Genomic DNA, 25,735 nt, shown 5'->3' with positions numbered 1-25,735 from the left:
CTGAGACCAGACAGGACAAGCAGTTGCAGCGGGCAAGAGGGTTGTTCGACTCATCGTAGCGTGGCGTAGAGATGGCGGCAAATGGATGGATCAAATTCCGATGCCCCGGCCTCTGCCAATGTCGATGCCGTGAGTGAAGGCCAATTCCTGGCCGAGCCGGCGGCCTGACTCAAATGCGATGCCGAGTTCCTGCTTGCGGTTGGCGAGGATGGATTCCAGTTGCGGATCGCGTTCAAGGCTTTTCGCCATGTCGCCCATCGCCGAGCGCGTCGCCTTGTAGCCGGCGACGTCGCCGCCGTGATACTGGCGCTGGCTGGTGTGGTCGAGCTTCTGCCAGCGTTCCACGAAACGGTCGGCGCGCCGGCTCGGATTGGTGCGCAGTTCGGTTTCGAGCTGGAGCGCGCGGATGGCGCGGGCAGAGTTGCCCGAAGCGGCTTCAAGGGCGAGTTCCGGGTTTTTCTTGTAGGCCGCTTCGGCGTCGTGCGAGCCGTAGGGCCGCACCTCCTCGAAGACCTTGCGGGCCTCCTGCAATTCCTTCACCTGCTCGCGACTTGCCTCGCCGCCTTGGTCCTGCATATCGAAGATCGCATTCACAGCTCGGGCATGACGGATGAGAGCCTTGGTGCGGGCCTTGCGCAGCGCCGCTTCCGGGTCTTCCACCACCTTCCTTGTCGGCGCTTCCCGTTGCGGCCTCCGCGCGCCGCCTGTGCCAGGCACAGCTTCGGCAGACGGGCGCAGGCCATCGAACATGTTGCGCACCCCATCGGGCACGACCTTGCGCACAATCTCGGCCACGCGCTCGCGGAAGGTGATTCCACGCCGCTCGGCATAGTTTTGGGCCGGATCGCGGTGCTCGTAGTCTGAGGCCATATCCTTGGGCCGGTCGCGTGACAGGGTGCGGACAAGTCGGTCCTGGCTGGCAAAATCGTCGCCGCCATAATGCAGCTCCAAGCCGTCGCGGTGCCGCGACAAGGCGACATAGCTGCCATGGGCGTCCATGCCCGGCGTCGCCAGCACATGGGTGCGGTCTACCGTCATGCCCTGGGCCTTGTGGATGGTTGCGGCATAGCCATGGTCGATCCGATTATAATCCTTGAGGTCGAAGCGAACGGATCGGCCGTCGTCGATCTCCACGGTCATGGATTGCGTGCTGACCTGTTCGATGATTCCCAGCGTGCCGTTCTTCACGCCAAGGCTGCGTTCATTTTGCAGGAACATGACGCGGTCCCCGGAGGCGAAGTGGCGCTCGCCGCGCTCGACCGTCAGGTGCACCTCATCGCCCAGATCGCCGCCACTCCGCATTCGTTCGCGCGCCGCCTCGTTCAGCGCGCGCACTTCGTCGTTGGTGTGGGTGAGGATGATCCGGCTGCGCTCCGGCGCTGCCTGCCGGTCGCGGTCCCAGCGGTCGATCAGATCTTTGCGTGCCTGCTCGCGAGTTTGGGCTTCATGCACCATGCTACGGGAGCGATAGGCTTCCAGCGCATGGCCGGTTCTGCCCGTCGCCAGATCGCGCGTGGCGTCCCGCTGCCAGTCCTCACTTTGGCGGCGCACCTCGCCGATTTCCGCGCCGCCATGACGATCATGAATCGAGCGGAACGCCGCGCCCGCCTCGATTGCTTGCAACTGCCTGATATCGCCGACCAGGACGACCTTGGCTCCGGCTTCGGCAGCATGGGACAGCACGCGTTCCAACTGCCGTGTACCGACCATGCCGGCCTCGTCGATCACCAGCACATCGCGGGTCGTGAGCAGGTCGCGGCCCTGGTGCCAGCCATGCTCCATGCTGGCGATGGTGCGTGACACAATGCCCGATCCGCTTTCGAGGTTTTCCGCCGCGATGCCGGAAAGTGCTGCGCCCCGGACCTCGTAGCCCGCCGCTTCCCAGACCTCCCGCGCCACGCCCAGCATCGCGCTCTTGCCGGTTCCGGCATGGCCGACGACGATCCCAAGATCGCGCCCATCCGTTATATGCGCCAGCGCGTCGGCCTGCTCGCCCGACAGGACAAGGCCGCGCTGTTCGGCACGCGTCACCGCCTCCTGCCTCTCTGCGTCGTTCACCTCATGGCGTTGCCGTTCTGCCACGAGTTTGGCGGCGCGATGCAGCCGTTGTTCCGCCTCGATCATGGCGCGGGTGGTGAAGCGGTCTTCACCCCGCCCGTCCTTGCCGAGTTCGACCAGATCGGGCGCGCTGCGCATCGCGCCCACGACTTCGTTGAACTGCTCGATGCCATCGCTGTGCCGGTGCGCGAAGACAGCTATATCGCGCCGCGTGAAGGTCGATTGCTGATGCGTGATCGCGTCCAGCCCAAGGGAAGGATCGGCGATGATCCGCGCGCCATTGCCACGAGCGATCTCCCGGTGCATCTCGGCGCGGTCAGCCTCGGTGCTTTCGCCCTCGATGCCCCCATCCTCAATACGTCTGGCGGGCGCCCCGATCTGGCTTTGCGGCTCCAGTGCGATGCCCTGCGCTTCGAGACTCCGATGGTCGATGCGCGCGTCGATGTCCAGTTCGGCCAAGCGCTCATTGGTGATCTCCACCCAGCGTTCGCGCCAGCGCTCGACCATGTCCGTGCGGTTCCAGTCTCGCACCTTTTGGCCAAAACCGTTCTCGGCTACCGCGCGCATGGTCAGCATGACATGGGCATGAGGTTTGGGCATGCCGTCCTCGGCCATGTCCCAATGCACATTGAGATCGGCGATCATGCCCCGGTCCACGAACTCAGCCTGCACGAAGTCGCGGGCCAGCTCGATCCCCTGAGCCTGGGTCATCTCGCGGGGAAGCGCGAATTCCACCTCGCGGGCAAGCTGCGCATCCTTGCGGATCTCGAAGGCTTCAACATCGTTCCAAAGCCGTTCGCGGTCGCGCCACGCCTCCGGTGCGTTCTCCGGCAGCATCACCTCGGAATGCACGACGCCGCGCTTTTTGGAAAAATCATGGCTGCGATCAAGCCGCTCGTCGCGCAGCCGCGAGCCCGAGCGGTAGGCGGCGGATGCTACCGCGCTACTCCCGGCCTTACGGCCAATGACCTTGACGTGAAGATGATAGATCGCCATCGCGACCGGATCATTGGCACGGCCAAGCGCACGTCGGAACGACGTATAAGCGCGCCCTCCCTCGAAAAATTCTCGGGCGGGATTACACCGTCTCAAACCGTCCCGGCGACCTTACAGCATTATGCCCAGGGCTCAACTATCATCCCCTCATCAACATTGCTGGAGAACGTGATGCGCAAACCGCGGGATTTCGACGGAAAACTGAAAGCGCTTCAGGACAAGGCGCGCGACCTCAAGAGCCGCAAGGTGCAGCAGCTCGGCGAACTGGTTATCGCCACCGGGGCAGATAGCCTCAGCGTCGATGAACTGGCAGGCTCGCTGATCGTGCTGACTGAGACCAAAGATGCTGGAAAGAGGGAGGCGTGGGCCAGGCGCGGAGCCGCGTTCTTTCAGAGCCGAGCGCGGCGAACTGCACCGGCAGCTGAGCGCCACACTGGCGGCACTCAGGCGCAACCGGGTGGCGCGCAACCGTCAACAGGCAGCAAGGGCGCGGCATGATATGCGCGCATGGCAAGTCGAGCGCCGCAAGCGCACGCGGCACCTGATCGAACTCGGCGGCCTCGTCGTCAAGGCTCGTGTCGTGGACCTGACCGGCGATGATCGCGCCATCATCCTCGGCGCGCTGCTCTGGATGGCAGACAAGCTGAAAAGCAATCAAGGCGAACAGGCGCGAGCGCTCTGGGCCGCAAAGGGAAAGGAGGCATTCGCTTTGGAATGGGCGACAGATGCGCCCACCATCTCGCAGGAAACGCCGCAGGATCGGGCATGACCGATGGCGGGCGGCGCCGAGACTCCAAATATCGCAGCGCCGCCCGCCATCGCGCGGCTTGGCGCCTGTGAATCGGCGGGTGTCCCGACGCCGATCGGCGCGTTAAGCTATTGATCCAATTTGCGGTGGAGGGGTCACTCTCGGGCGCTTATTCACAATATGATGGATGGAAAGTTAGCGGTGTTGACCTAGATCAACCGAATTCCACGTCCCACTTGATCAGAAGTTTGACTTGCGCGGTGTCCGAGTCGGGTCAATCGCGTCGGTTTGACTGCGTACCGCCGACTTCCGCTCTGCCCCCGTCAACGGACGTCGTCAGGTCGGCCCGGCAGGTCCGTTTCGTGCCAACAGGCGACATTCGAAAATGATACCCACGCGCGAGTGAGGTGGCCCTTAATGCTCTGGCTCAAAACGTTCTATGAAGCGGTCGGTTTGCCAAAGCTCAACGGCGTGGCCATCAACGGCGATTTTTGCGAGCCGCCGCGCCTCCTTCTCATCAGCGCAGCGGATATCAACCCGATTGATAATGTGGCCGTCCGGCCCGATCACATAGGCGCGGTATTCTTCCATCGAACGCTCTATCGATGATCCGCTGCGAACCTCTTTCCTAACTTTAAAACGGGCCTGAAGGGCTGTCTATTTGAAAATGAGAATGGCTTGACGAGTCCTTATGTCGGGTACCTGACAGACAAAATCGGCCTTCAAGCGAAATATTTTCGGAAGGGAGGATCATATGATCACTGATACCTTCGATTCCCGAACTTTAGCTAACATGGAAGTCGCCCTTGAGCGTGCGTGTTCGCTTCTTCCAACTGGCAGTGAAAAACACCGGGCCCGTCGGATCATCGCCAGCAAAATAATTGAATGTGCCAATCGTGGAGACGCCAGCCTGAGTAGGCTTACTGAGGTCGGATACGCCGCTGCGATGCAGCTGACTGCTTCCGGTCGCGGAGAGAGACGACGGCAAGCCAGCGCGTAAAGGGACTATTCTTTCGGCCTATTTTGCATAGCACGGGCAAAAAACTCCCGGGCTACCGCATCTAGAGCTGCGGAAATCTGTTCGCGAGGCTCCGGCGTGGTGACACGTTCTCGTTCGAGTCTTTCGGCCTCGCGAATGTAGTTCATGGATAATTCGCGCAAGCGCTGGACTTCCGTGTCATTGGGTAGGGGTGCGATTTGAGCCAAAAGGTGCCGTGCACGCGCGCGTGCGCGTTCGCTTCGAGAGCTATCCAGTCGTCCGTGAAGATTACGTTTTCAGGCAGTCGCTAGTTTTGGCTTCGGGAAGATGGCTGTCAGGATGAGGCACAACAAAATCCTGAGCCACTTGATGAGGCGTCGGAAGTTGTAGCCGGCCGCGGCGAGGATGGCGTTGTTGAGGTCGCCTTTGCGGTGGGCGAGATAGTTGCGCCCCATTCGGTGCTCGTCCTTGAGGTGGCCGATGACGGGTTCGACGGCAGAGCGTCGGCGCATCTCGCGTTTGATCGCCGGGGTGACGCGGCGTTTTTGTTTTGAGGTGTAGATTTTGAACATGTAGTCGGCCGGCGCATTGTGGCCGCGGTAGCCGGCATCGGCGTGGAGCCGCTCGATCGTGGTGCCGACGAGTTTTTCGATCCCCGGGATCACCTCAGCCAGCGTATGGCCGTCATAGGGATTGCCGGGCAGCGCCTGGACATGGGCGACGAACTGGCCGCCCTTGCTATGCTTGAGGGGGGTGGCAACGCTGACCTTGACGCCGAACTCGTAAGGCCTGTGGGCCTTGCCCTTGCCGATGCACTCCACTTCGGGAGCATGCAGGCTGTAGACCTTGGGGCCGCGCTGTCCGCGCTCCTGCGCTCGTACCCGTCGGCCAAGGCTGAGCAGGAGAGCGAAGCTGGCCTCGAGCCCATGGTTGCCGTCGATCTTGCGGGCAATGTCGCGGATGACGCGGCCCAGATAGGTCTTGAGCTTGCGCAACGCCCTGTTGGCGCGCTTGAATTGCTTGGCATGGGCGTAACGCTGATGCTGGATCAGGGCGAACTTGCCGACCCGCGCATAAGACTGCCGCAGCTTCACACCCTGCTGTTTGGCCAGCTTCACCAGCTTCTCGCGGGCCCGGTTCATCAGCTTGGCGTCGGTCGGGAAGGTAATGTTCTTCGGCTGCACCGTGGTGTCGACAATGACGCGGGCGAGATCGCCGGGCTTCATCGCGCCAGTCTTGGTTGCGACCGCTAGGCTCTCCTGCAACAGCGCCTGCAGCCGCTCCTCGCCCATGCGGTTGCGCCAGTGGGTCATCGAGGAGCGATCCAGCGGCAGCCGATGCTGGAAAAACTCTTCGCCGCAGAAGTACTGGTAATACGGGTTCTCGATCCACTGCTCGCACACCACTTCGTCGCTCAGGTTGTAGGTGTGCTTGAGAATCGCGAGCCCCGCCATCAGTCGGGTCGGCAGCGGCGGCCGCCCGGAGCCGTCGGCGTACACGGCGCCGAACTTCTCTTCCAGAAAGCCCCAGTCGATCGTCCGCGCCAGCTTCGCCAGTGCGTGATCCATGTTGATGACCTGGTCGAGCCGCGAACGAAACAGATCCTGTTTGCCGCTTTCCCGCCGCTCCCGTGGCCGCATCGAACTCCCTCCGATTGCGTTTGAGCGTAGAGAATCACGGCTTCGGATTCGAGGGAATCCCAAACTGCAATTTGCAAGAAAATCGACGCCAGAGCCCCAATTTCCGGTAAATCCAATCGATGGAATTCTCGCAATTATTATTGCCAATCAACCGCTTCAGGATATTTCACGGACGACTATCCATGACAGCCTCCGAGGGCTTACATTTGTGAGTTTCTGATCAGTTCCCTCTGCCGAACAATAACATTCGGCACGGAAAGGAAGGCCCTTGAGATCGGCTCGCTAGGATCAGAAAGGCAAACGCGCGCTGTTATGTGGGGTTCCTAACATAGCGGCGATTTTAAACGTCGTGGAGCCCTGATTTTATTCCGGAGTTCTCGCCGGCCTGAGATCCCCACCCAGCAGGCCCTGGTACTGCGACCTCACCGTTTCGTAGCATTCGCAGGCCGCATCTTGCAGGCCCTCAAGGTTGGTGATCCGGATCTTACCTCTGGTGTAATGGATGATTCCAGCCTGCTGTAGCGTGTGCGCCACGACCGTCACGGTTGTTCGATTGACACCCAACATCTCCGCCAAGAACTCTTGCGTGAACAAAAGCGTATCGCTTTGCGATAAGTCTCTCGACCTGAGCAGCCAGCGGCAAAGGCGGGCGTCCACATGATGCGCCGCCATGCAGGCGGCGGATTGCTGCGCCTGAGCGTACAAGGTCTGCTCGTGTCTGATCAGCAGTGAAAGAAGCGATTGGCTCTGCATGGCCGCCCCCCTGAGCCCCGCCAAGCCGCAAACGATTGCCTCGCCGCTCAGCTGCACAATCGCCCGGCTTAGCGCCATCCTGCCATCAAGCGCAGCCGCCGCGCCAACAACGCCGTCTCGGCCGACCATCGCGGCCTCCACAACTTGGCCACTCGACAGCGTGACCACGATAGAAATTACTGCGCTCGTCGGAAAATAGGTCGCGTCGATCGTATCGCCCGCCTCGAATAAAACCTGCTCCTGTTTGAAATGTACGAGCTTTAGGTGGGGTTGAAGGGCCGCTAGATCGCTCGGAGAAAGCGATGCGAGAAGCAAGTTGTCCCTATGTGGCATAGTGCGCTCCCACGGTTGTGGCGGGAGCGCAAGGAACTCTCAGTCAGCGGCGCCTGTAGTCTGCCGTTAATCGCCGGACAGTACGCTCAAGTGGAGATAAAGCGAGGGCTATATTGTCCCTAGACTAGCACTACTTTGGCAGATTGTTGATTGTGTCGCATTTTATAGGATTCCCCGAATCAATTTTTCAATGATTCATGGGTGGTCGGCTCTTGGAGGGCTGACCATGCCGGGATGGGAAAACGAACTCGAACGCTGGCTGATGCCGTTCTTGGACCGGCTTGGTCATAAGACCCGGCAGCGGATGTGTCCTCTGTATGTCGCGGGATTGATCGGTCCTGGCGATCGCAAGAGCGTTCAGCCGATGGCGGAACGCCTTGCCACGAGCAACTACGACCAGTTGCACCATTTCATTGCGGACGGTGTCTGGGACGCGACGCCGCTGGAGACAGAGTTGCTCAACCAGGCGGACCGACTTGTCGGCGGCAGGGATGCGGTGCTGGTTATTGATGACACCTCACTGCCGAAGAAGGGTGAGCGCTCAGTCGGTGTTGCGGCTCAATACGCCTCCGCTCTCGGTAAAACGGCGAATTGCCAAACGCTGGTGTCATTAACGCTTGCGCACGGCGAAGTGCCAGTGATGGTCGCGTTACGTCTCTTTCTGCCTGACAGTTGGACAGGCGACATATCTCGTTTGAAGCGCGCTCGCGTGCCAGTCGAACACCGAACGCCACGGTCCAAGCCGGAGATTGCTTTGGCCGAGATTGACCGCGCGATGGCAGCAAACGTGCGCTTTGGATGTGTGCTGGCGGATGCAGGATACGGCCTCAGCGCACCGTCTCGACAAGGGCTAACAGAGCGCGGGCTGGCCTGGGCTGTCGGTATCCCTCGACACCTGAAAGTGTATCCGGTCGATGTGAAGCTCATTTGGCCGATTACCAAAGTCCGCGGGAAACCACGAAAGCACCACGTGCCCGATATCTTATCGATTGCAGCAGAACAAATGCTGGCCAGCGCCAGATGGAAAACCGTGAGTTGGCGTAGCGGGACGAAAGGTCGGCTCAAGGCCCAATTTGCTGCTCTACGTGTCCGGACCGCCGACGGCCCTCCGCAGCGGATATGGGATAAAGGTCAGCAGCATCTCCCAGGCGACGAAGCCTGGCTCATTGGCGAGCAACGTGCCTCCGGGGAGAAGAAATACTATCTCGCCAATCTTCCGGAGGCGACGGATCTGCGCACGCTGGCCGCAACCATCAAGGCACGGTGGATTTGTGAGCAGGCGCATCAGCAATTGAAGGAGGAGCTTGGACTTGATCACTTCGAAGGGCGATCATGGCAAGGTCTTCATCGCCACGCCCTGATGACCATGATTGCCTACGCCTTCCTGCAACATCGTCGCCTCGCATACGCGGGGCGGAAAAAAAAGAATCAACCGGCCTCCGCCTCAACCAACCATGCCCGCCGTACGTCACGCCATCGTCGATCTCATCCTTCGGCCGCCGTATCAGTAGTGTCCATACTGCCGAAAACAAATCCTTGAAAAACAGTGGCGCAAACACATTCTGCCAAAGTAGTGCTAGGCCGTGAACCCATAAACCAGCCGGACGTCCAGAGTCCGCCTTGCCCCGATAGCGACCAACTTTCGCAGCTCGCACGTGGTTTGGATGAAAGAGGCGACCTTACGTCGGCGGTTGTGCGCTATTGAGAAGCTGGGAAATGGCAGCGACAAGCTGGGCGGGTGCGAACGGCTTAGTCAAAAGAATACTGTTGGGAACGCCGTGCGAGGCCCATTGATCGGCCGCCGCGCCCGTCATGTAGATGACTGGAAATGCCGGGTCGATCTCTCTGGCCTGTTTGCCGACCTCCCATCCGTCCATCTTGCCATGCAGATTGATGTCGGTGACAAGCGCGCGGTATTTGGTGTGGCCGCACTTTAGCAGGGTGACCGCTTCTTCGCCCGAAGTGGCGATGGCTAGCTCGAAACCTCCATCGGTGAGCTGTTCTTCCACGAGTACCTGAATTAACGGGTCGTCTTCTACGACCAGGATTACAAGCAAATCTTCCGCCATTTCCCAACTCCCCGACTGCCCAGCCAAATACATCACGCAGAAGCCGGAGATTTGGTTCCGGGAGAAATGTGCAAAAGTATACTTAAGCGAAAATGGCAGGGTTCCGCTATCTGTGCACTTGTGCACACAAAATCGGATATGATCAGTTCTTGTCGACACTAGGGGCAAGGGCACTTCGGGGATGGCAGCGCGACGTCGAAACACTTCGAATGAGATCGGACGGCCGTTCAACAATCTGTTGCGGCGGCTCAGCGCCAGCGACTTCGCTTTGATAGCGCCACATCTCGCGCATGAAGAGGCCAAGGCCAACGACCTGCTTTATAATCCGGGCGACAATGTCGAGATCGTCCACTTCCCGTGCGGGCCGGGTCTTGTGTCGTACATGGTCACCAACGAGGACGGCCGCGACGTCGAGACCATTCTGGTCGGTCGCGAAGGCGCCGTCGGCGGAATTGTCAGCCAGGGATATCTGCCGGCCTATACGCGCATCAGGGTCAAGTTCGGCGGAGCGTTCGTGCGGCTGCATGTCGGAAAGCTGGATGCAGCGAAAACAAAGTCGGCCACGCTGCGCAATGTGTTCGCACGCTATGCCGACTGCATGTTGGCCCAGATCTTCCAGTCGACGGCCTGCAACGCGATCCATTCGATCGAACAACGCACCGCGAAATGGATCATCTCGGCGATGGAACGCACCGAGGACGAAGACGCCGTGCCGCTCACGCATGAGCAGCTTGCCACCATGCTGGGCGTTAACCGCAGCTATGCCAGCCGCGTGATTCAGACGTTCAAGGCGGAAGGGGTCTTGGAGACCCGCCGCGGCTCAATCCTGGTGCTCAACCGCGAAGCCCTGCGGATCCGGGCCTGCCTTTGCAACGAATGCGTCAAAAAGCACTTCGAAGAAGTGCTACGTGGCGTGTATCCTACCGAAGAGGCCCACCGCGGTTGAAGTCGGGGGGGGGGCGACCCCGCCGATAGGTGGCTAGGATTATGCGAGAAACATTCAGCGGCATGCCGTCGGTTGAACCAGATCAGGTGTGGATGGGCCCAATGTTCCGAAACGGGTGTGCGCCGTGACAAGGCGGCGCTTTCCAGTGGGTGCGAACCCCACCCGGCAACCGCTCCAGCCGGAAGCAATCGGAGCAGTCATGGAGGCAACGAAGTGGCTGAAGCCTTCGATTAGCGTGTCACGAATTGGTGACAGCGCGAGTGTGCAGGCCGTAACGCGAGTGAACGCCGAGCAATCCTCGAAAAGGACAATGCGCAGGCCGACCCGACAACCCTTTCGGGGAAGGCTGATACGGCTGGGTGAAAGCAGAGCGAAGAGTACGACCAGCCGCTGCGCCGGGGTAGTGGCGACAGCATGTACACAAGGAAAGCGTACGCAACACGGGAAGCCCCATGGCGTGGTCAGCGATGACCAACCGGAAGCCCGCGAGGGACAGGCTGGGCGCCTTGGGGTGGCGGAGAGGTTCGTAGTACCGCTGAAGCCGAGTAACTCCGGTGGAGGGAAGGGACCTCAGTTCAAGACAGACGCAATACGTAGGGAAGGACCTTGGAGATTGGGAAACCTATCAACTCCGATAAATGGTCAGAAACTGCAGATGGCGTTGCACGCGAAAGCGTGAGTTCTTGTCCGAGAGCCGGATGCGGGAGATCTGCATGTCCGGTTCGATGAGCGGGATGTGGAAACGGAGTCACGGCTGAACCACTAAGGCACCGCCAGACGAAAGAGGCGGCAACAGATATGTTCTACCTAAAGCCCCCGCGCCACATCTCGACTCTACCATTCGCGTCGGTGTGGCCGGACCACGGCGGCTTCCAGTCTACTCCGGTGAACGGACATTCGCGAGATAGGTGGCGTCTCTCAAAGGTGCGTGCCAAAAGAAGGCATCAGTTCAGTGGTAGAGACAGCGCGTGCGCATTTGGCAGCGGTTCGGACCTCGCGTCTGTCTTGTAGGAAGGCCGGAAAAGCGCCAGTATTCACGCAAGTTTGGGGGCCATCCGGGGGAATCCCAGTCAAGAAAGCCGATCTTGCGCAAGCCTTTACAATTCCCGCCACCCGACTCGGTTGATTTTGCGGAAGCCGAACACGAACGGCTGGTCGCTGCACTGAAGGCTTCCCGAGCGGGCACCTGGCGTTGGAACGTAACCGCCGACATCGTCGAATGGGACGACGCCCTATGCGATGTATACGGCATTAAGCGGGAAGATGCCCCCACGAACTCCGAAGAATTTCTTGCTCTTGTGCACCCCGACGATCGCGCCACAGTTTGGGCGGCAATCAGCGCTTGCATCGAGAAGGGCACGGACGCCGACTACCAGTTTCGTGCCGTAGTCGGCGATTCCGTGAGCTGGATTTATGACCGTAGTGCTCTCATTCGAGATGCAGAAGGGAATCCTGCCTACATGCTTGGCGCTTGCCTTGACATAACCGATCGTCGTCGCCTCGAGGAGGAGCGCGACAAACTACTTGAGAAACAGACTTTGCTTCTCAGGGAACTGAGCCACCGTACGAAAAATCATCTAAGCATGATCATTTCGCTGCTGAGGCTGAAGGGCGCGCGGCAGAAAGACCCCGGTGCCAAGCAGGATTTTGAGCGTGCCATCGAGCGCGTACACACCATCGCGTTCCTGCACGAGCACTTGTACCGCAAGGATGTGTTTGATCGGATCAACATAGAATCCTACCTCGAAGATATCTGCGCCAGTCTTGAACTGTCCCTCCTTGCTGAAAGAAAAATTGCCATAATCCGTGAGCTACAGGCAGCCGAGTTGCATATCGACCTGGCGGTCCCGCTCGGCCTCATCGTCAATGAGGTTGTGACGAACGCAGCCAAGTATGCATTTTTGCCAGGTCAAGCGGGGCAGATTGTGATCCGATTCCGCAGGCGTGGCGACCAAGGCATACTTACCATTTCAGATAATGGTCGAGGCCTTGCAGCACCCATTAAATCGCTAGGCATCGGCACCAACCTTATTAGGTCGCTGGCCAAACAAATTGGGGCTCGAGTCCGCGTGGTCACCCGCAACGGGCTCACATATTCGTTCGCGTTCCGAACGCTGGAGTAGATGTGGCTCAAATATTCTTGTTGTGACTTACCGGAAACAACGCACAGCATCGCGGTTGAACAGGTTCTCGTCTGATAGTGCGCGACTCAAAACTTGAAAATTGGCTGATGTCCGTTCAGGGTGTGCGCCGTGAAAGGCGGCGCTTTCCAGTGGTAGTGGAACCAGGGCGTGCACAACGAGATGATCTACGTGACCGGCAACATCCCCAGCGGCACCTATGATCCAAACCGACTGTCCAACCTCAGCTTCGGATTCACGGCAATCGACTTCGGCGCCGGCTACACCTACCTGGATCCGAAATCCGGACACGAATTTCGATCGTCGGCGGTCTAACTTACAGCGGCATGAACGACGCCCTGCAGTATCAGAACGGCATCGATTTCCACCTGGATTGGGGTGCCTCGCAGTTCATCAGCAAGACCGTCCACGTCGGCCTCGCCGGGTATTACTTCCAGCAGATCACCGGCGACAGCGGCGCCGGAGCGACCCTCGGCGACTTCAAGGGCCGCGTTGTTGGCATCGGCCCCCAGATCGGCTTCATCCTGCCGCTCTCCAAGGACTATCAGGGCTACCTCAACGTGAAGGCCTACAAGGATTTCGCGGCTCAGAACCGGCCCGAGGGATACACGGCTTGGGTGACGTTCTCGCTTTCGAACGCCGCTTCGGAGCCGTCGGAGGCAAAGCCCATGTATCGGAAGTAGGAGGGGCGGTTTCGATCAGCGCTACTCTCTGCGGTTCGGCGGAGGTCGGTGCCGTGGTAATCTTATCAGACGGCCTTTTCAACAGCCGAACCGGTAGATCGCCGATCTGGGAGTGCGCTCTTCGCTGCCGATTATCTCCACTCTCCGTGACGGGCCTGCTTGGGTCCTGAACGTGTGCTGGCCTGATATAGGCAACCGATCGTGGCTATGGCTTCGCCATTCCTCGCGCAATGCTCAGGCAGTTGATGTCTGTGACCGACTGCTTCTGGCGGATATTGTTGCAAAAGTCGAAAATCGAGCGACCCGGAAAATCTCGCGAAAGTTGATCTTTGGACTTCTCCGCCGCTGTGTTGCTTTTCAACGCCACTACGGAGATCCGTGGTCGATTTTGGATGAAACGATATGGTCGCTCACGTCGCCGCTCGTAAAACGCATCAGCGGCTCTAAAAAATTTCGTTCGTCCCCCCAAAAAGACTTTTGCAACATGGGGTAATTCCGGGATCGAGCCAGACAAAGGCAAAGGAATCAGCTCTCCAGGAACGTATGAGGCCAGCCTCATGTGGCCTCCCAACGATGGAGAGCGACAATGGAGTACTATGTCGGACTGGACGTGTCGTTGAAGCAAACATCGATCTGCGTGGTGGACCAGACGGGATCGGTCGTGCGTGAGGGCGTCGTCGATTCAGATCCTGAGGCGATCTCAGTTTACGTGAGGTCAAAGGCGCCGGGCGCGGTACGCATTGGCCTCGAGACCGGACCGACGTCCACGTGGCTATGGACCGAGCTTAAGCGATTTGGTCTGCCGGTGATCTGCATCGACGCGCGCCATGCCAAGGCCGTGCTCAAAATGCAGATCAACAAGAACGACCGCAACGATGCCATCGGGATCGCCCGCATCATGCAGACCGGTTGGTTCAAAGAGGTGCACGTCAAGGATATCGACAGCCATTCGGTCAGAGCGCTGCTGGCGAGCCGGGCGCTGCTGGTCAAGATCAAGCGCGATCTTGAGAACCATGTCCGTGGCCTTCTCAAGAACCTCGGTCTGGTCATCGGCCGCGCCACGTTCAATGTCTTCGCCGCACGAGCCGAGGAGTTGATCGAGGGTCGTCCCGATTTGGTGGCTGCAGTCAGGCCGCTGCTCGAAGCGCGCAACGCCGTCGAGCAGCAGGTCAGCGAGCTCGACCGCAAGGTTATGAAGTTGGCTCGCCGTGATGCGCAGGTCCAGCGGTTCATGACCGTACCTGGGGTCGGCCCGATCACCGCGCTTGCATTCAAGGCAACAATTGACGATCCGGCACGGTTCGCGCGATCGAGAAGTGTGGGTGCCTATGTCGGGTTAACGAGCAGACGCCACGCTTCAGGCGAGATTGATTGGAGTGGTCGCATCTCGAAGTGTGGTGATGCCATGCTGCGCAGTTATCTATTCGAAGCCGCCGGGGTTCTGCTAACGCGCGTCCCGAAATGGTCCACCGTGAAAGCTTGGGGGATGAGGCTCGCCAAGCGCAACGGGCTCCGCAAGGCCAAGGTTGCAGTCGCGCGTAAGCTCGCGGTCATTCTGCACCGCATGTGGATCGACGGAACCGAGTTCAACTGGTCGAAAAAGGAAATTGCTGCCTAGCGAACGAGAATACCGAGTTCCTGCCAAACGGCGGGAAAAGACGTCCCTGCCGGGACGATGGCGATGGTGAGTTCGACCGATTTTGTGCGAGCGTCCGAAAGGACGACCGCGATTGCAACATTGAACCGCCAACGTCACCTTACGCCATCATGCGGAGGGTTCACCCCTACCGCGAAGAGAACAGTGGGCCCGGCAAGGATGATCGTGGAGAGCTTGACAGCCAGACCCGGAATTAGAGAACAATATCGGCGCAAAGCGGCCGTTCGGGCGATCACGTACTGCTCTCGGACTAGATCGCAATTGGCGAGCATCGCACTAAATTGACGAGCAAACGCTCGGTTGCTTAGGCCGCCCGATCGGTATTACCGCTGGCGATGGCGCGGGCAATTTCAACGTGGCTCTCGACGCCTGCGCGGGGCAGGCACCGCCCGTGGTGATGAATCAGAAACGTCGGTTCTGCGTAGAGATCAGGCGCATCATCGAGGCGGCAATCGCGTTGCGGCATACAGTAAGACACAGCTGGGTCGAATTCCGCATCGAGGCGCGCGAACGGGGCGCAGACAGCAATCTCTTCCGCCAGGGCGCGGCGAAGGAGAGCCACGACCCGGACGTCATCGCCGCGACATTGGCAAAGCCCGGCGTCGTTCTCAGGCGCCCGGTTGGCACCGACCGACCTTTCAGCGAACACGCCGAGCTGCCCCCCGATCTTGGGCCGCGGCAGACCAAACCGCAAGTCGAAACGCCCAAAGGCGAAAAAGCCTTCCTCTCGCCCCGCCGACAACGCTGCTGAACGAAGGGCCGCTCTTGCCAACGAACAGGAACCGAAACGGCGCGAGAGTGAACGGGCGAAGGAGAGGCCGCCAAGCCGAAGGACCGTGAATGCCGGCAACAGGCGGTCGACAAGGCGCAGGCTGCGTTGGACAAGGCCGAACAGGAGCACGCGAAGCGTGCCGCCGCCATCGAGGCAGCGTACTGAGGCTCTCGAGAAGCGATCGAAAGCCGAAAAAGCCCGTTGGGATAAGGAGAAAGAGCGATTGGAAGCTTCGCTGCGGCGCGCGCGAGGCGGTTCTTAGGAGCGTCCGGCCGGAGTCTCCATTCTCCGTCACGCGGCAAGGGTTCTTTCTGCTGACCGGTCCCGGTCTAGGTAAGCCCCGAAGGGCGGCGGCGTGGAAGATCGTTATCCAGCCCAATGGCCAGGTCGAAAAATTTTTCGGACACCCCTTGAAACCAAAACCGGTTTTTATAATTTTCCAGTCGCCACCGCAGGGTGGTCCGGGCGCCTGATGGGCCCGGGAACCAGAGACGGGCACCGGTCCTGTCCGGTGGCGGCTCGTACCCATTTTGCTCTTTGGAGGATCTGGCTATGCGCAGTTACGACTTCTCTCCCCTTTGGCGTTCGACCATTGGCTTCGACCGCCTCTTCGACCTCGCGGAATCCGCCCAGCGCGCGACCGAGGACAACTATCCGCCCTACAACATCGAACGGCTCGATGAGGACAGCTACCAAATCTCGCTGGCGGTGGCCGGCTTCTCGCCCGACGAGATTTCGATCACGGCCGAGCAAAACGTCGTGACGATCGAAGGCAACAAGCCCGAGAAGGCCGAGCGCGAGTTCCTGTACCGCGGCATCTCGACCCGGCACTTCAAGCGGCAGTTTAACCTGGCCGACTACGTCCAGGTGAAGAACGCCTCGTTCGACAATGGGCTGCTGAAGATCGAACTGGTGCGGGAAATCCCCGAGGCCATGAAGCCGCGGCGGATCGCCATCAGCGGCAGCACCGTCCATCAGCTCGAAGCCAAGGCGGCTTGAGCGAATACCCCGCGGCGGCCCGGCCTCGTTGTGTCGGGCTGCCGCCCACACTCGTCTTAGAATGGAGGAAAACATGCGGCCGACGACCGCCACCTACGACAACGTTTTCGACTTCCAGGCGCTGCTGCACCCCGGCACCGTCTTCGAGCATCCCAAGGACGTAGTATCGCATCCGGACCTGACGCTGGCCGAGAAGCGGGCGATCCTTGCCTCCTGGGCTTCCGACGCTTCAGCGATAGCCTCATGTCCCGCGTTGCGGGCTCCGGAAGGACTGAAGGGGCCCGTAAGCATTGATGCCATCCTCGAGGCGTTATGTGAACTCGATGGCGGCCCGCGCAACCCGCCTGGCGGCACACCAAAGCGCCGGTTCTCAACGGCGCGGGCGCTGGCAGCTTGAGGAGGTACGCATGGACATATCCAGTTACCTCGTCACGTGATCGACCGTCTGGAGCATCGCTGGGCGAACCGGCTGCAGCAGGACGCGAAGGCATGGAGCGGCGAGAGGGGCAGTTCGGGCCGGTTACGCCATGTGCAGTGCTACGGTCCGCGCGACATCCCTGTCACCGTCAGACGTTCTCGCCGTGCTGCGGATGCGCCTAGGTTCGAATAGAACCGCAAGATTTCGAAAGCGATGGATGACCCATACGATCTAGTGCTGGGCATGTTTGCTTTGGCGATCGCTGCCGTCATGCTGGTAGCGGGCGAACTCTACCTTGTGATGCGGCCCGATCCACCGCAAACGTACACGCCGCCGCCCTCGGTCGTAACGTCATCCATCAACGGGTACCGTGCGCCAAATTAGGTCTCAAATTTGGGTACGAAAACGCTGGCGATACGAGCTGTCAAATAGAGAGGAGGAGGTGGACAATGGGAGGCACTGCATTTGTTCCGATGCTGTCGCTCGACGCCGGGTTGACGCAATATCTTACGGAAATCCGCAAGTTTCCCATGTTGCGCCCGGAGGAGGAGACCGCCTATGCGAAGCGCTGGCGCGAACATGGCGACCGTGAAGCAGCATATCATCTTGTCACCAGCCATCTGCGGCTCGTCGCCAAGATCGCCATGCGATATCGGGGCTACGGGCTGCCGATTGCGGACATCATTTCCGAGGGAAACGTGGGCCTCATGCAGGCCGTGAAGCGCTTCGAGCCGGAGCGCGGCTTCCGGCTCGCGACCTATGCGATGTGGTGGATCAAGGCTTCGATACAGGAATACATCCTGCGTTCGTGGTCGCTGGTAAAAATGGGAACGATCTCGGCCCAGAAGAAACTGTTCTTCAAACTTCGCAGGACGAAAGCGGAAATCTCGGCGCTGGAGGATGGCGATCTCCGGCCTGAGCACATCGCGATGATCGCCAAGAGGTTGGGAGTGCAGGAAAACGATGTTGTTGGCATGAACCGGCGCCTTAGCGGTGACGTGTCACTCAACTCTTCGGTGCATGGAGACGAGGCCGGCGAAGTGCAGGACTGGCTCGTCGACCCGGCACCCAGTCCCGAAGCCATGTACGCCGACCAGGAGGAAGCCAAACAGCGGCGTCGGGCGCTCGCCAGCGCCCTCGAAGTCCTCAACCCGCGCGAGCGCTGCATATTTGGAGCGCGGTTCCTGTCCGAACCGGCGGTCAGGCTCGAGGAACTCGCGACACGATACGGCATTTCGCGCGAGCGGGTGCGGCAGATCGAAATTCGCGCATTTGAAAAAGTTCGGGCTGCCGTTTGCGCCTTCTCGACGAGGGACCGTCATCCGGAACAGCGAACAGGTGCGCGGCCACGCCGTGGACCGGAGAGTTGCGCCAAAAGACAACCGAAAACATGAAAGGAGTAGAAAACGGCACTTTGGTTTGGGTAGGAACGGAAGTGCAACGGGGCTATTGGTCCTGCATCATCGTCCGGTCCCAGGCTGTCATCGGTGACTGAGAGTGCACTTGCTCCCGCCCCAACTCGCGGTGAGCCATGTGTAAGAAATGCGATGCACTCGACCGAAAAATCATCCATTACAAGGACATGGCGGTCAGAATTACCGACCAACAGACGTTGGATGGGATCGCCTCATTGATTGACGAACTAATATCGGAAAAACTTGCGATACGCTGCGATATCGACAAGAAGTAAGGCCGCCTGAGAAATTGCCCAAGCCTCTGTGGCCCCGCACCTGCGAGCGGCCTGATGAGGCGGATGCCAGATTGGCCGTGGTCTGTTTTGAATTTTGGGCGCATAGTGCGGCATGTCAGAATCTCATCGCCGATCCTGCCAGTGCGGTGCAGTCTATAACCGCACAGAGGGTATGGCCCCCGGGACGCCAGATCGCCAGTTTTGAATGCTCCCTTTGCGGGACTACTCTGGAGGCTTGGAACACGACCTAGGTTCCGATTTACCAATTTCTTGCCGGCCCCGTCAGGATGCCGGAGTGACGCGACCATGATAGTCAACCAAGAGAAGATTGCGCCACCGGGACCGTTGCCGCTCGAAACGGAACGTCCCGGCGTTCTACACCTTGATCGAAAAATCGAATCTCTTAAGCGCCAAAAAACTTGGCTCCGAGCCCAGTTAAACCGTCTGGCCTCAGAAAAGTGAGGCGGGCCTCGGGTATCAGCTAGTCTTCGAGAATTGATTTTGTGGCGTCGAATACTTGCTCCGGCGTGCCCTTGATGATGCCCTTTGCCCACGCCTGGAATACCGTAACGTAGGCATTCTTGTGAGCGACTTCATCGGCAGAGAAATAAACCTCGTCAGTGGCGGTGTCCAAAACAAGCGCCCCCTTGTCGATGCAAATTTCCTCGATAAGGACAAGACGTTCTTCATGTTCGGCTAGATGACGCTTTACAATGCTCATTGGCACTCCTGCTTTTGCGGTGGATAGCACATCTTCCAAAATTCTCCGCCGCCTATCGCAAAGTGAACACATACGTTCCATGAAGCGATGGGTTGAGCCGGACCCTTATTTAGGGCTAGAATTGGCCCATGATCGACACGCCAGTTAATTTGGTGCAAGTGACCCCCGACGATTGCCGACGTCGTGTTTGGATGGTTGCTGCCCCTCGCGAAGAAGCTGTTTCCCTCTTGTTGAACTCTATACCGGAAGGTTGGTCCGCCCGGCTGTTGCCCTTGAGGGCCGTGGGAGCGTCGCGGCTCAAGATGCAACCCGGTGACATCCGCGAGTTGACGATGTAAGGCCGCTTCAGTTGGCGGCCTCTTTCGGCGTAGTGAGGGAAGTCGTGCCGTCGATGTTGTTGCGGTTGTCCTCAAGCTTTTGGATGGCGTTCGCCGCCAGCAGGCTGCTGCAGGTCATCTGGTCGGGTTACAGCCAATAAACGCACGTCCAGGGCTGGTTTCTTCTTGCCGGACGGTCTCACTTCCAAAGTGGATTTGCGGACGTCTGGGTCCTTGTCGCAAAGCCGAAATTCAGGTGTCTCCGCTATGCGGCGACTCATCGCAGCCCGTTACGTCTCTGCCGCGATCGAGGCGAGGGGAACATCCAGGCGATAGACAAAGCCGGCGGGATAGTAGGATAGCTGAACTTGTCCGCTCAGTTGCTGACCAAGGGATTGCATCATCCGCGTTCCGAAACTGCGCCGCGCGGGAGCCTCGACCGGAGGGCCGCCCCGCTCGGTCCAAGTGAGGTTCAGCCGTTTCCTGGCGTCGTCGATGGTCCATGTGACTTCGACGAGGCCGGTTGGGGTCGATAGTGCCCCGAATTTGGTGGTGTTAGTGCACAGTTCGTTGAATGTCATTGCAAGAGCGATGACGGCGCCCGAAGTGATCCTGATGTCCGGCCCGTTGAAATGGAAGCGTCTGGCGCCCTTGCTGTCATAAGGCTCGGTCGCGCCGATAAACGTATGGGTGAGGCTCGCATTCGACCAACTGACCTGCATCAGCAGATCATGGGCGCGCCCGAGCGCGAGCAAGCGGCCCTCCATCGCCTTTTGTCCATGGTCGATACTGGGTGCCGCCCGAAAACTCTGCGATGCGATGGCGCTGACCGTCGCAAGCGTATTCTTGATGCGATGATGCAATTCCCCCACGATTAGTTTCTGCAGCTTGTCGGCGGCCTCGCGTTCCTTTGCGTCGATGCCGGCCTGCGCCAGCAGCACCTTGGCGTCGATTCCTGCTTGCTCCAGCAACAAGCGGAGGCTGTCGTTCTGCGCCGACAGGACGGCCTCCTGAGGAGAGCGGGGCAAAGGCTCCACGGACTCCGTCTCCGGACGGGTCTCATCCTTCTGCAACAGCGCTGGGTTCGGAACCGTCCTCAACGCGCCGGCCCCGACCATCCCCTGCAATTCGGAGATCATTTGCTTCTCGCTCAGCGGCTTACCGAAAAATCTGCTGTCAGCGGGCTTGTCGGCTTCGGACGGGTTTACCTGGCCCGAGACCAATATGATCTTGATGGCGGGCCAGCGGTCGTGGACCGCATGAGCAAGCTTCAGACCGTCCATACTCCCGGGCATCTGAATGTCGGTGAACAACAGGGATATGTCCGATCGGGATTCGAGAATGGAAAGGGCCTCGTCCGCGTTGACCGCTTCGACCGAGCGGAACCCCGCGTCCTCCACGATGTCGACGGCGCGCATGCGCAACATCATCTCATCCTCGACAACAAGGACGTACGGAATTTTGGTCGAGTCGGCTGACATCGGGCGTAAATTTCTTGCTTGAGGAAGCGATAAGTCGGTAGGCCCACGGCCAGATCGTGCCGAGAGTGCGCTCTCGGGTCGGCGAAAACACGGCGCGGAGGCTGATCCGGAAGAGGCGCCTAGCGGCGCGCGGTCACAAGGCGGGCTTCCACGACTTTCGCACCCGCGCTTTGCAGACAGGCTGTGGAGAGATCGGGCCAAATCGCATCGGAACACTTCACGGAAGCGGTTCGAAGATCCAACCGGTCTGCCTTGGCAAGCGCAGCATGCTCTCGCGCTTCGACTTGGGGAGCAAAGCCTGGGAGGGCTATTACCGAGGCTCCAAGGAGGGAGAAGATCAGTAGGGCTGCGAAAGATCGGACCATTTGGGGGCTGCTGACTGTTGTTTCGACCCCTCTGCTCTTGGAGATCAGTTAGACAACAACCATCGTTAGAAATCGTTCCTTTCCCACAACTTAAATCTGTGGCCCGGCCTCGTCTCTCGAATCGCAGGGCTCAGGACGGCGTTTGCTGCCGGCACCTTCCCTCAGCAACGGCGATTCTGGAAATTCCGGTCCGTTTAACAGGCTAGAGTCGCCGCCTTCCCGGGCTCGAAATCTCTGCCCTCCGTACGTCGCCGTGCTACGTTTCCGGCGTCCCGCGCCGCGCACTCAATTTGACTGGACCCTTCCATGCCCACCACACAGGGGACGGAGTCGGTATCGGCCCCTACCGCAGTGACCGATGTCACCAGGCAAGAGCTTCCATACCGCCTGCGGCAACAATCCTTGCTGGGCGAGTTCGGCCGTTCTGCACTGCAGACCCGGGACATCGAACAAATCCTGCAGCGTGCCACCGAGCTGTGCGCCCAAGGCCTCCAAACCCCCTTGGCCAAGGTGCTTGAGTATATGCCGGACGACAAGCGTCTGCTGGTGCGGGCGGGGGTCGGCTGGGCGCCAGGCACGATCGGCCAGGTCTCACTTGGGATCGACGTGGAATCCCCAGCCGGCTACGCTTTCCAGACCGGACAAATGGTCATTTCCAACCACCTCCAAGAGGAAACGCGCTTTCGAACGCCCAAGCTGCTGTCGGATCACGGGATCAGGCGCGCGATCAACGTCCTGATCGCGCGGGGCGGTGAAGGCCATCTGCCCTTCGGCGTCCTCGAGGTCGACAGTCCCGACCCCGGCCAGTTCGATGCTGCGGATGCAGACTTCCTTGCCGGCTTCGCTGGTTTGCTTGGTGTTGCCATCGAGCGGCAACATGCCGACGCGGACCTCAAGGAAGCACTCGACCACCAGGCCATGCTGACGCGCGAGATGAGCCACCGCGTCAAGAACAGCTTGGCGTCGGTGGTAGGCCTGCTCCGCGTGCAGGGCCGCAACGCGCCGTCGGAAGAAGTCCAGACCGCACTCAAGGACGCAGCTTCGCGCATCACCACGATTGCCCAGGTCCACGACCACTTATGGCGCAGCAACAAGATCGGCTTCGTTGACATCGCCGACTTTGCGGGTGAACTTTGCCGGAAGCTGCAGGAAACCGTAGCGCACAAGATAAGCTGCGCTTTCGATCCTCTGATGATTTCCGCCGACAAGGCGATTCCGCTGGGCCTTCTAATCAATGAAATTGTGACAAATTCCGCGAAGCATGCCTACCCTGACGGATCCGGCGAAATCCGTGTTTCGGGCGAGCGGCACGGCAGCGACTTGCGTGTGGAGGTATCAGATCAGGGAATCGGTTTGCCGACGGATTTCGATATCGACCAGCCACGGGCGAGTCTCGGCTTCAAAGTGATTAAAAGCCTGATCGCCCAACTTGAGGGACGCATTGCAGTGACGTCTAACACGCCTAAAGGCGTCATGATCCAGTTTGACGTGCCCTTAGACGAGAACACGAGCTGAGCCGCGCCAGCGGCTGGGGTTATTCAAATATAGGTTGCGGTCAGGGGAACTCCCCATGGATCGCGCCGTTGCTCCCATGATCCCCGAGCCAAGCGGGATCGGCTATCAGCCACAGTCAGCAGCCTCACATGAACAATTGTCTCACGTCCCCGGCCATATTCGGGCTTCTGGGAGCGGCGGTTATTGCCTTGCCGGGCTTTGCGCCTCAGGTGGCCGCGGGCGAGACCTCCGTGCTGGCGAAGTCGGACCGGCTTGAACTTCCGACTGTCGCGCGAAATTGTTCGCAGCAGGTGTGGCCCCGCTTCGATGCGCAGTGTCTGCGTAGCGGCGAGGCGATGGTTCGCGAAGTTCGCCTGGTCACGGCGCGCCGCTAGGCAAGCAGCTTGCAGAAGTGACGAACGCGGAGACCTTGATGATCAGTCCAGAAGCTCGCAATGCAATTCAGATCGACCGCGCGTGTAGCGCCGCGATCTGCGAGGAAATAGGTGCTCGGCTGCGGATCAGACTGGCAGGCGAGCATGACCGATTACCGCGACACCTGATTACGCTCATGGACGCTATTCGGACCAACGATTGAGGTAGCAAGATGAATATGTCGAGCGAAAGCCTCTTGGTCATATTGTTCGTAGGGCTCGTTGCAGGCTGGTTGGCCGGTCAAATCGTACGCGGGACGGGATTCGGGATCGTCGGCGTGTGTTTCGGCATGGAATAAGGACCCCGTTTTCGGGGTGATCGGCATCCAATCGGGGCTCTGACGCAATTTTGGTGCAGCTCCGATTACTCTGCGCCGATTAGTCTGGCTTGAAGCAGATCGATTTTCCCGCGACCGTACATCTGCCGTCTCACGAGCTTGAGGCGCGTGATCTGACCTTCAGTCTGTCCGTTGGACCAAGGCGAAGTGATTGCCGCACGGACCGCCGCTTCATCCTTCGCAACGCCGCTGGCGAAAGAGGCAACGAGACTGGCGCGGGCGCGGTCGATCCATGGCGTGAGCCCTGCTTCGGCCTTGCGCCGGATCATCGTGTGGAATTCGGCGATGATCTCGCGGGCCTCGACCAGGGTCGGTACGCCAGCTTCGATCGCCGCGACCGTGACGGTCTCCGCTTTCGTGAGCAGATCCCGCCCGATCGTCATGAGGCGCGCGATCGTTCTGGCCGACGCAATCCGCTGAAGGTTTTGTGCATCGGGCTTTTCAGCCCTTCGCCTGCGGGTCGCCCACTCGCTGATGACGCGGAGCGAGCCTCGGAAGCCACGCGCCGTTAAGCGGCGCCAAAGTTCAGCCCCGTTTCGGCAGCCGGACGCCCACTGATCGTCGAGCCATGGCAAATGCAAGTCCAGCGAACTTTGCCGGGTCCGGAAGATATCGTTACGTTCGCCGCGCATCACCTGTCGTACCAGCTTCCTACTGTGGCCAGTCTGACGCACGATCTGCTTGATGGGTATGCCGTTCTTCGACAGAGCCAGGATAGCCGCATTGGTCTCCTCGCGGCGCAGATAACCCTCATACTGGATCCGCTCTGCGGCTGTTAGCAGCTTGGGATCAATCGTGGTCGCACCGATCACTGTACGTATCTGACGCATCGATTTGCGAACGGCATCGAGGAAAGCCCGACTGGCGTTCTCCATCAGATGCCAACGATCTGCGACCTGTACCGCGTGCGGCAACGCTTTTGCTGTCGCTTCGCCATATCCTCCACCACGGTCGCGGGCGACGATCGCGATCGTGGGATGAGCGGCGAGCCAGGCCTGGGCAGTCGCGGGTTCACGATCCGGCAGCAGCGTGACGATCCGGCGCCGTTCTAGGTTGCAGATGATGCTGGCGTATCGATGATTGCGCCGCCAAGCCCAATCATCAATGCCGATAACCGTGAGCGGATCAGCCGGCGGGCGGCTACGGCGCCGAACTACGCGAAGGAGCGTGTCTTTGCTCACCGGCAGCATCAGCCGCTTTGCGAAGCCTGCTGCCGGTCGACCGCCAAGCGCCAGACCGAGGTGATGGACGATAGAATCCAGCCTTGCCGTGCGTCGCGCCGATGGCGCCAGTACCCCTTCGGCGAAGCGCTCGGTGAAGATTTGGCGCCCGCATAGGACAGCGTCGCAACGGAAGCGACGAGCAATCACCAGAAGCTGTACGATCCGTCCCGAAAGGGGAAGATCGGTCACACGGCGCCGGTACCGGCTATGGACGCGTCGGGAAACCGTTCCGCAAGATGGGCACAGACCAACGCTTCCCGACGCCCGGACCGCAATAACGGCCTTATTACCTTCGAAGTACGCACTCTCTACAACAAACCCACTCGGCACCAGACTGGAGCGCTGGAGTGCCTGCTGCATGGCGCTGATTCTCCCCGCAATCAATGCGCCAGGCATTCCCAAAACTGCATCAAAAGTGAGTCAGAGCCCCTTTTGGATGCCGATAAGGGGTCCCAATCCAACGCCGATTGACAGGCGACG

General features: G+C 59.8%; 21 protein-coding genes and 2 pseudogenes. 15 read left to right on the top strand and 8 right to left on the bottom strand.

The features are described from left to right. Positions 1 to 90 precede the first annotated feature (90 nt). A complete protein-coding gene (traA, locus tag ACVWVY_RS01820; protein ID WP_456624784.1) occupies positions 91 to 3,054 on the bottom strand; it encodes a Ti-type conjugative transfer relaxase TraA in 2,964 nt (987 codons plus the stop codon). A 171-nt stretch (positions 3,055 to 3,225) separates the two neighbouring features. Here traA and ACVWVY_RS01815 point away from each other — a divergent pair, with 171 nt between their 5' ends. The 3 genes from ACVWVY_RS01815 to ACVWVY_RS01805 all read left to right on the top strand — a co-directional run bounded on the left by ACVWVY_RS01815 (position 3,226) and on the right by ACVWVY_RS01805 (position 4,411). Further along, complete coding sequence (locus tag ACVWVY_RS01815) at positions 3,226 to 3,552, top strand: conjugal transfer protein TraD (protein WP_456632070.1); 327 nt, start codon at positions 3,226 to 3,228, stop codon at positions 3,550 to 3,552. Position 3,553: 1 nt separating this feature from the next. Further along, a complete protein-coding gene (locus tag ACVWVY_RS01810) occupies positions 3,554 to 3,823 on the top strand; it encodes a conjugal transfer protein TraD (protein ID WP_456624783.1) in 270 nt (89 codons plus the stop codon). 396 nt (positions 3,824 to 4,219) lie between these two features. Next, positions 4,220 to 4,411, top strand: a complete 192-nt coding sequence (locus tag ACVWVY_RS01805; protein WP_456624782.1) for a hypothetical protein — start codon at positions 4,220 to 4,222, stop codon at positions 4,409 to 4,411. A 666-nt stretch (positions 4,412 to 5,077) separates the two neighbouring features. Here ACVWVY_RS01805 and ACVWVY_RS01800 read toward each other — a convergent pair. Beyond that, on the bottom strand, positions 5,078 to 6,421 hold the full coding sequence (locus ACVWVY_RS01800) for an IS5 family transposase (RefSeq protein ID WP_456624781.1): 1,344 nt from the start codon (positions 6,419 to 6,421) through the stop codon (positions 5,078 to 5,080). Between the two features lie 363 nt (positions 6,422 to 6,784). Then, positions 6,785 to 7,507, bottom strand: coding sequence for a Crp/Fnr family transcriptional regulator (locus tag ACVWVY_RS01795; RefSeq protein WP_214494106.1), 723 nt, complete (start codon positions 7,505 to 7,507; stop codon positions 6,785 to 6,787). A gap of 190 nt (positions 7,508 to 7,697) precedes the next feature. On the opposite strand from ACVWVY_RS01795, the gene ACVWVY_RS01790 reads away from it, so the two are divergent. Beyond that, positions 7,698 to 9,047 (top strand): IS701 family transposase, encoded by a 1,350-nt coding sequence (locus tag ACVWVY_RS01790; RefSeq protein ID WP_456624780.1) that lies wholly within the window; start codon positions 7,698 to 7,700, stop codon positions 9,045 to 9,047. A gap of 139 nt (positions 9,048 to 9,186) precedes the next feature. Here the strand turns inward: ACVWVY_RS01790 and ACVWVY_RS01785 are convergent, their stop codons facing one another. Then, positions 9,187 to 9,576 (bottom strand): response regulator, encoded by a 390-nt coding sequence (locus tag ACVWVY_RS01785; protein ID WP_456624779.1) that lies wholly within the window; start codon positions 9,574 to 9,576, stop codon positions 9,187 to 9,189. 181 nt (positions 9,577 to 9,757) lie between these two features. On the opposite strand from ACVWVY_RS01785, the gene ACVWVY_RS01780 reads away from it, so the two are divergent. The 3 genes and pseudogenes from ACVWVY_RS01780 to ACVWVY_RS01770 all read left to right on the top strand — a co-directional run bounded on the left by ACVWVY_RS01780 (position 9,758) and on the right by ACVWVY_RS01770 (position 13,346). Further along, positions 9,758 to 10,522, top strand: a complete 765-nt coding sequence (locus ACVWVY_RS01780) for a Crp/Fnr family transcriptional regulator (RefSeq protein WP_456624778.1) — start codon at positions 9,758 to 9,760, stop codon at positions 10,520 to 10,522. Positions 10,523 to 11,607: 1,085 nt separating this feature from the next. Further along, entirely contained in the window at positions 11,608 to 12,645 is a 1,038-nt protein-coding gene (locus ACVWVY_RS01775; protein ID WP_456624777.1) for a sensor histidine kinase, read from the top strand. A gap of 180 nt (positions 12,646 to 12,825) precedes the next feature. Then, positions 12,826 to 13,346, top strand: a pseudogene (locus ACVWVY_RS01770) (SphA family protein). Between the two features lie 205 nt (positions 13,347 to 13,551). Here the strand turns inward: ACVWVY_RS01770 and ACVWVY_RS01765 are convergent. Continuing rightward, complete coding sequence (locus tag ACVWVY_RS01765; protein ID WP_456624776.1) at positions 13,552 to 13,905, bottom strand: hypothetical protein; 354 nt, start codon at positions 13,903 to 13,905, stop codon at positions 13,552 to 13,554. 27 nt (positions 13,906 to 13,932) lie between these two features. Between ACVWVY_RS01765 and ACVWVY_RS01760 the strand changes: the two genes are divergently transcribed. The 5 genes from ACVWVY_RS01760 to rpoH all read left to right on the top strand — a co-directional run bounded on the left by ACVWVY_RS01760 (position 13,933) and on the right by rpoH (position 18,586). Then, on the top strand, positions 13,933 to 14,964 hold the full coding sequence (locus ACVWVY_RS01760) for an IS110 family RNA-guided transposase (protein ID WP_456624775.1): 1,032 nt from the start codon (positions 13,933 to 13,935) through the stop codon (positions 14,962 to 14,964). Positions 14,965 to 15,358: 394 nt separating this feature from the next. Continuing rightward, complete coding sequence (locus ACVWVY_RS01755; protein WP_456624774.1) at positions 15,359 to 15,754, top strand: hypothetical protein; 396 nt, start codon at positions 15,359 to 15,361, stop codon at positions 15,752 to 15,754. Between the two features lie 573 nt (positions 15,755 to 16,327). Further along, positions 16,328 to 16,774: a small heat shock protein HspD gene (hspD, locus tag ACVWVY_RS01750; protein ID WP_456624773.1), complete on the top strand. Its 447-nt coding sequence runs from the start codon at positions 16,328 to 16,330 to the stop codon at positions 16,772 to 16,774. Between the two features lie 73 nt (positions 16,775 to 16,847). Continuing rightward, positions 16,848 to 17,171 carry a hypothetical protein gene (locus ACVWVY_RS01745; RefSeq protein WP_456624772.1) on the top strand — a complete coding sequence of 108 codons (324 nt, stop codon included), beginning with the start codon at positions 16,848 to 16,850 and terminating at the stop codon, positions 17,169 to 17,171. 470 nt (positions 17,172 to 17,641) lie between these two features. Next, entirely contained in the window at positions 17,642 to 18,586 is a 945-nt protein-coding gene (rpoH, locus tag ACVWVY_RS01740) for an RNA polymerase sigma factor RpoH (RefSeq protein ID WP_456624771.1), read from the top strand. Between the two features lie 777 nt (positions 18,587 to 19,363). Here the strand turns inward: rpoH and ACVWVY_RS01735 are convergent. Next, positions 19,364 to 19,603, bottom strand: coding sequence for a hypothetical protein (locus tag ACVWVY_RS01735; RefSeq protein ID WP_456624770.1), 240 nt, complete (start codon positions 19,601 to 19,603; stop codon positions 19,364 to 19,366). Between the two features lie 607 nt (positions 19,604 to 20,210). Beyond that, complete coding sequence (locus tag ACVWVY_RS01730; protein WP_456624769.1) at positions 20,211 to 21,401, bottom strand: sensor histidine kinase; 1,191 nt, start codon at positions 21,399 to 21,401, stop codon at positions 20,211 to 20,213. Between the two features lie 671 nt (positions 21,402 to 22,072). Between ACVWVY_RS01730 and ACVWVY_RS01725 the strand changes: the two genes are divergently transcribed. The 3 genes and pseudogenes from ACVWVY_RS01725 to ACVWVY_RS01715 all read left to right on the top strand — a co-directional run. Next, positions 22,073 to 23,281 carry a sensor histidine kinase gene (locus ACVWVY_RS01725; protein ID WP_456624768.1) on the top strand — a complete coding sequence of 403 codons (1,209 nt, stop codon included), beginning with the start codon at positions 22,073 to 22,075 and terminating at the stop codon, positions 23,279 to 23,281. A gap of 128 nt (positions 23,282 to 23,409) precedes the next feature. Then, positions 23,410 to 23,655 carry a hypothetical protein gene (locus tag ACVWVY_RS01720; protein WP_456624767.1) on the top strand — a complete coding sequence of 82 codons (246 nt, stop codon included), beginning with the start codon at positions 23,410 to 23,412 and terminating at the stop codon, positions 23,653 to 23,655. Between the two features lie 212 nt (positions 23,656 to 23,867). Continuing rightward, a pseudogene (locus tag ACVWVY_RS01715) lies at positions 23,868 to 23,972 on the top strand (GlsB/YeaQ/YmgE family stress response membrane protein); the annotation flags it as partial. A gap of 86 nt (positions 23,973 to 24,058) precedes the next feature. On the opposite strand, the gene ACVWVY_RS01710 reads toward ACVWVY_RS01715, so the two are convergent. Next, the gene (locus ACVWVY_RS01710; protein WP_456624766.1) at positions 24,059 to 25,615 is read right to left on the bottom strand and encodes an ISL3 family transposase; all 1,557 of its coding nucleotides are present in this window, start codon (positions 25,613 to 25,615) and stop codon (positions 24,059 to 24,061) included. Positions 25,616 to 25,735 lie beyond the last annotated feature (120 nt).

The sequence above is a fragment of the Bradyrhizobium sp. URHC0002 genome (assembly GCF_054059515.1).
Note: the sequence above shows the minus strand (reverse complement) of the source record. Positions and strands in the feature narration are given on the sequence as shown.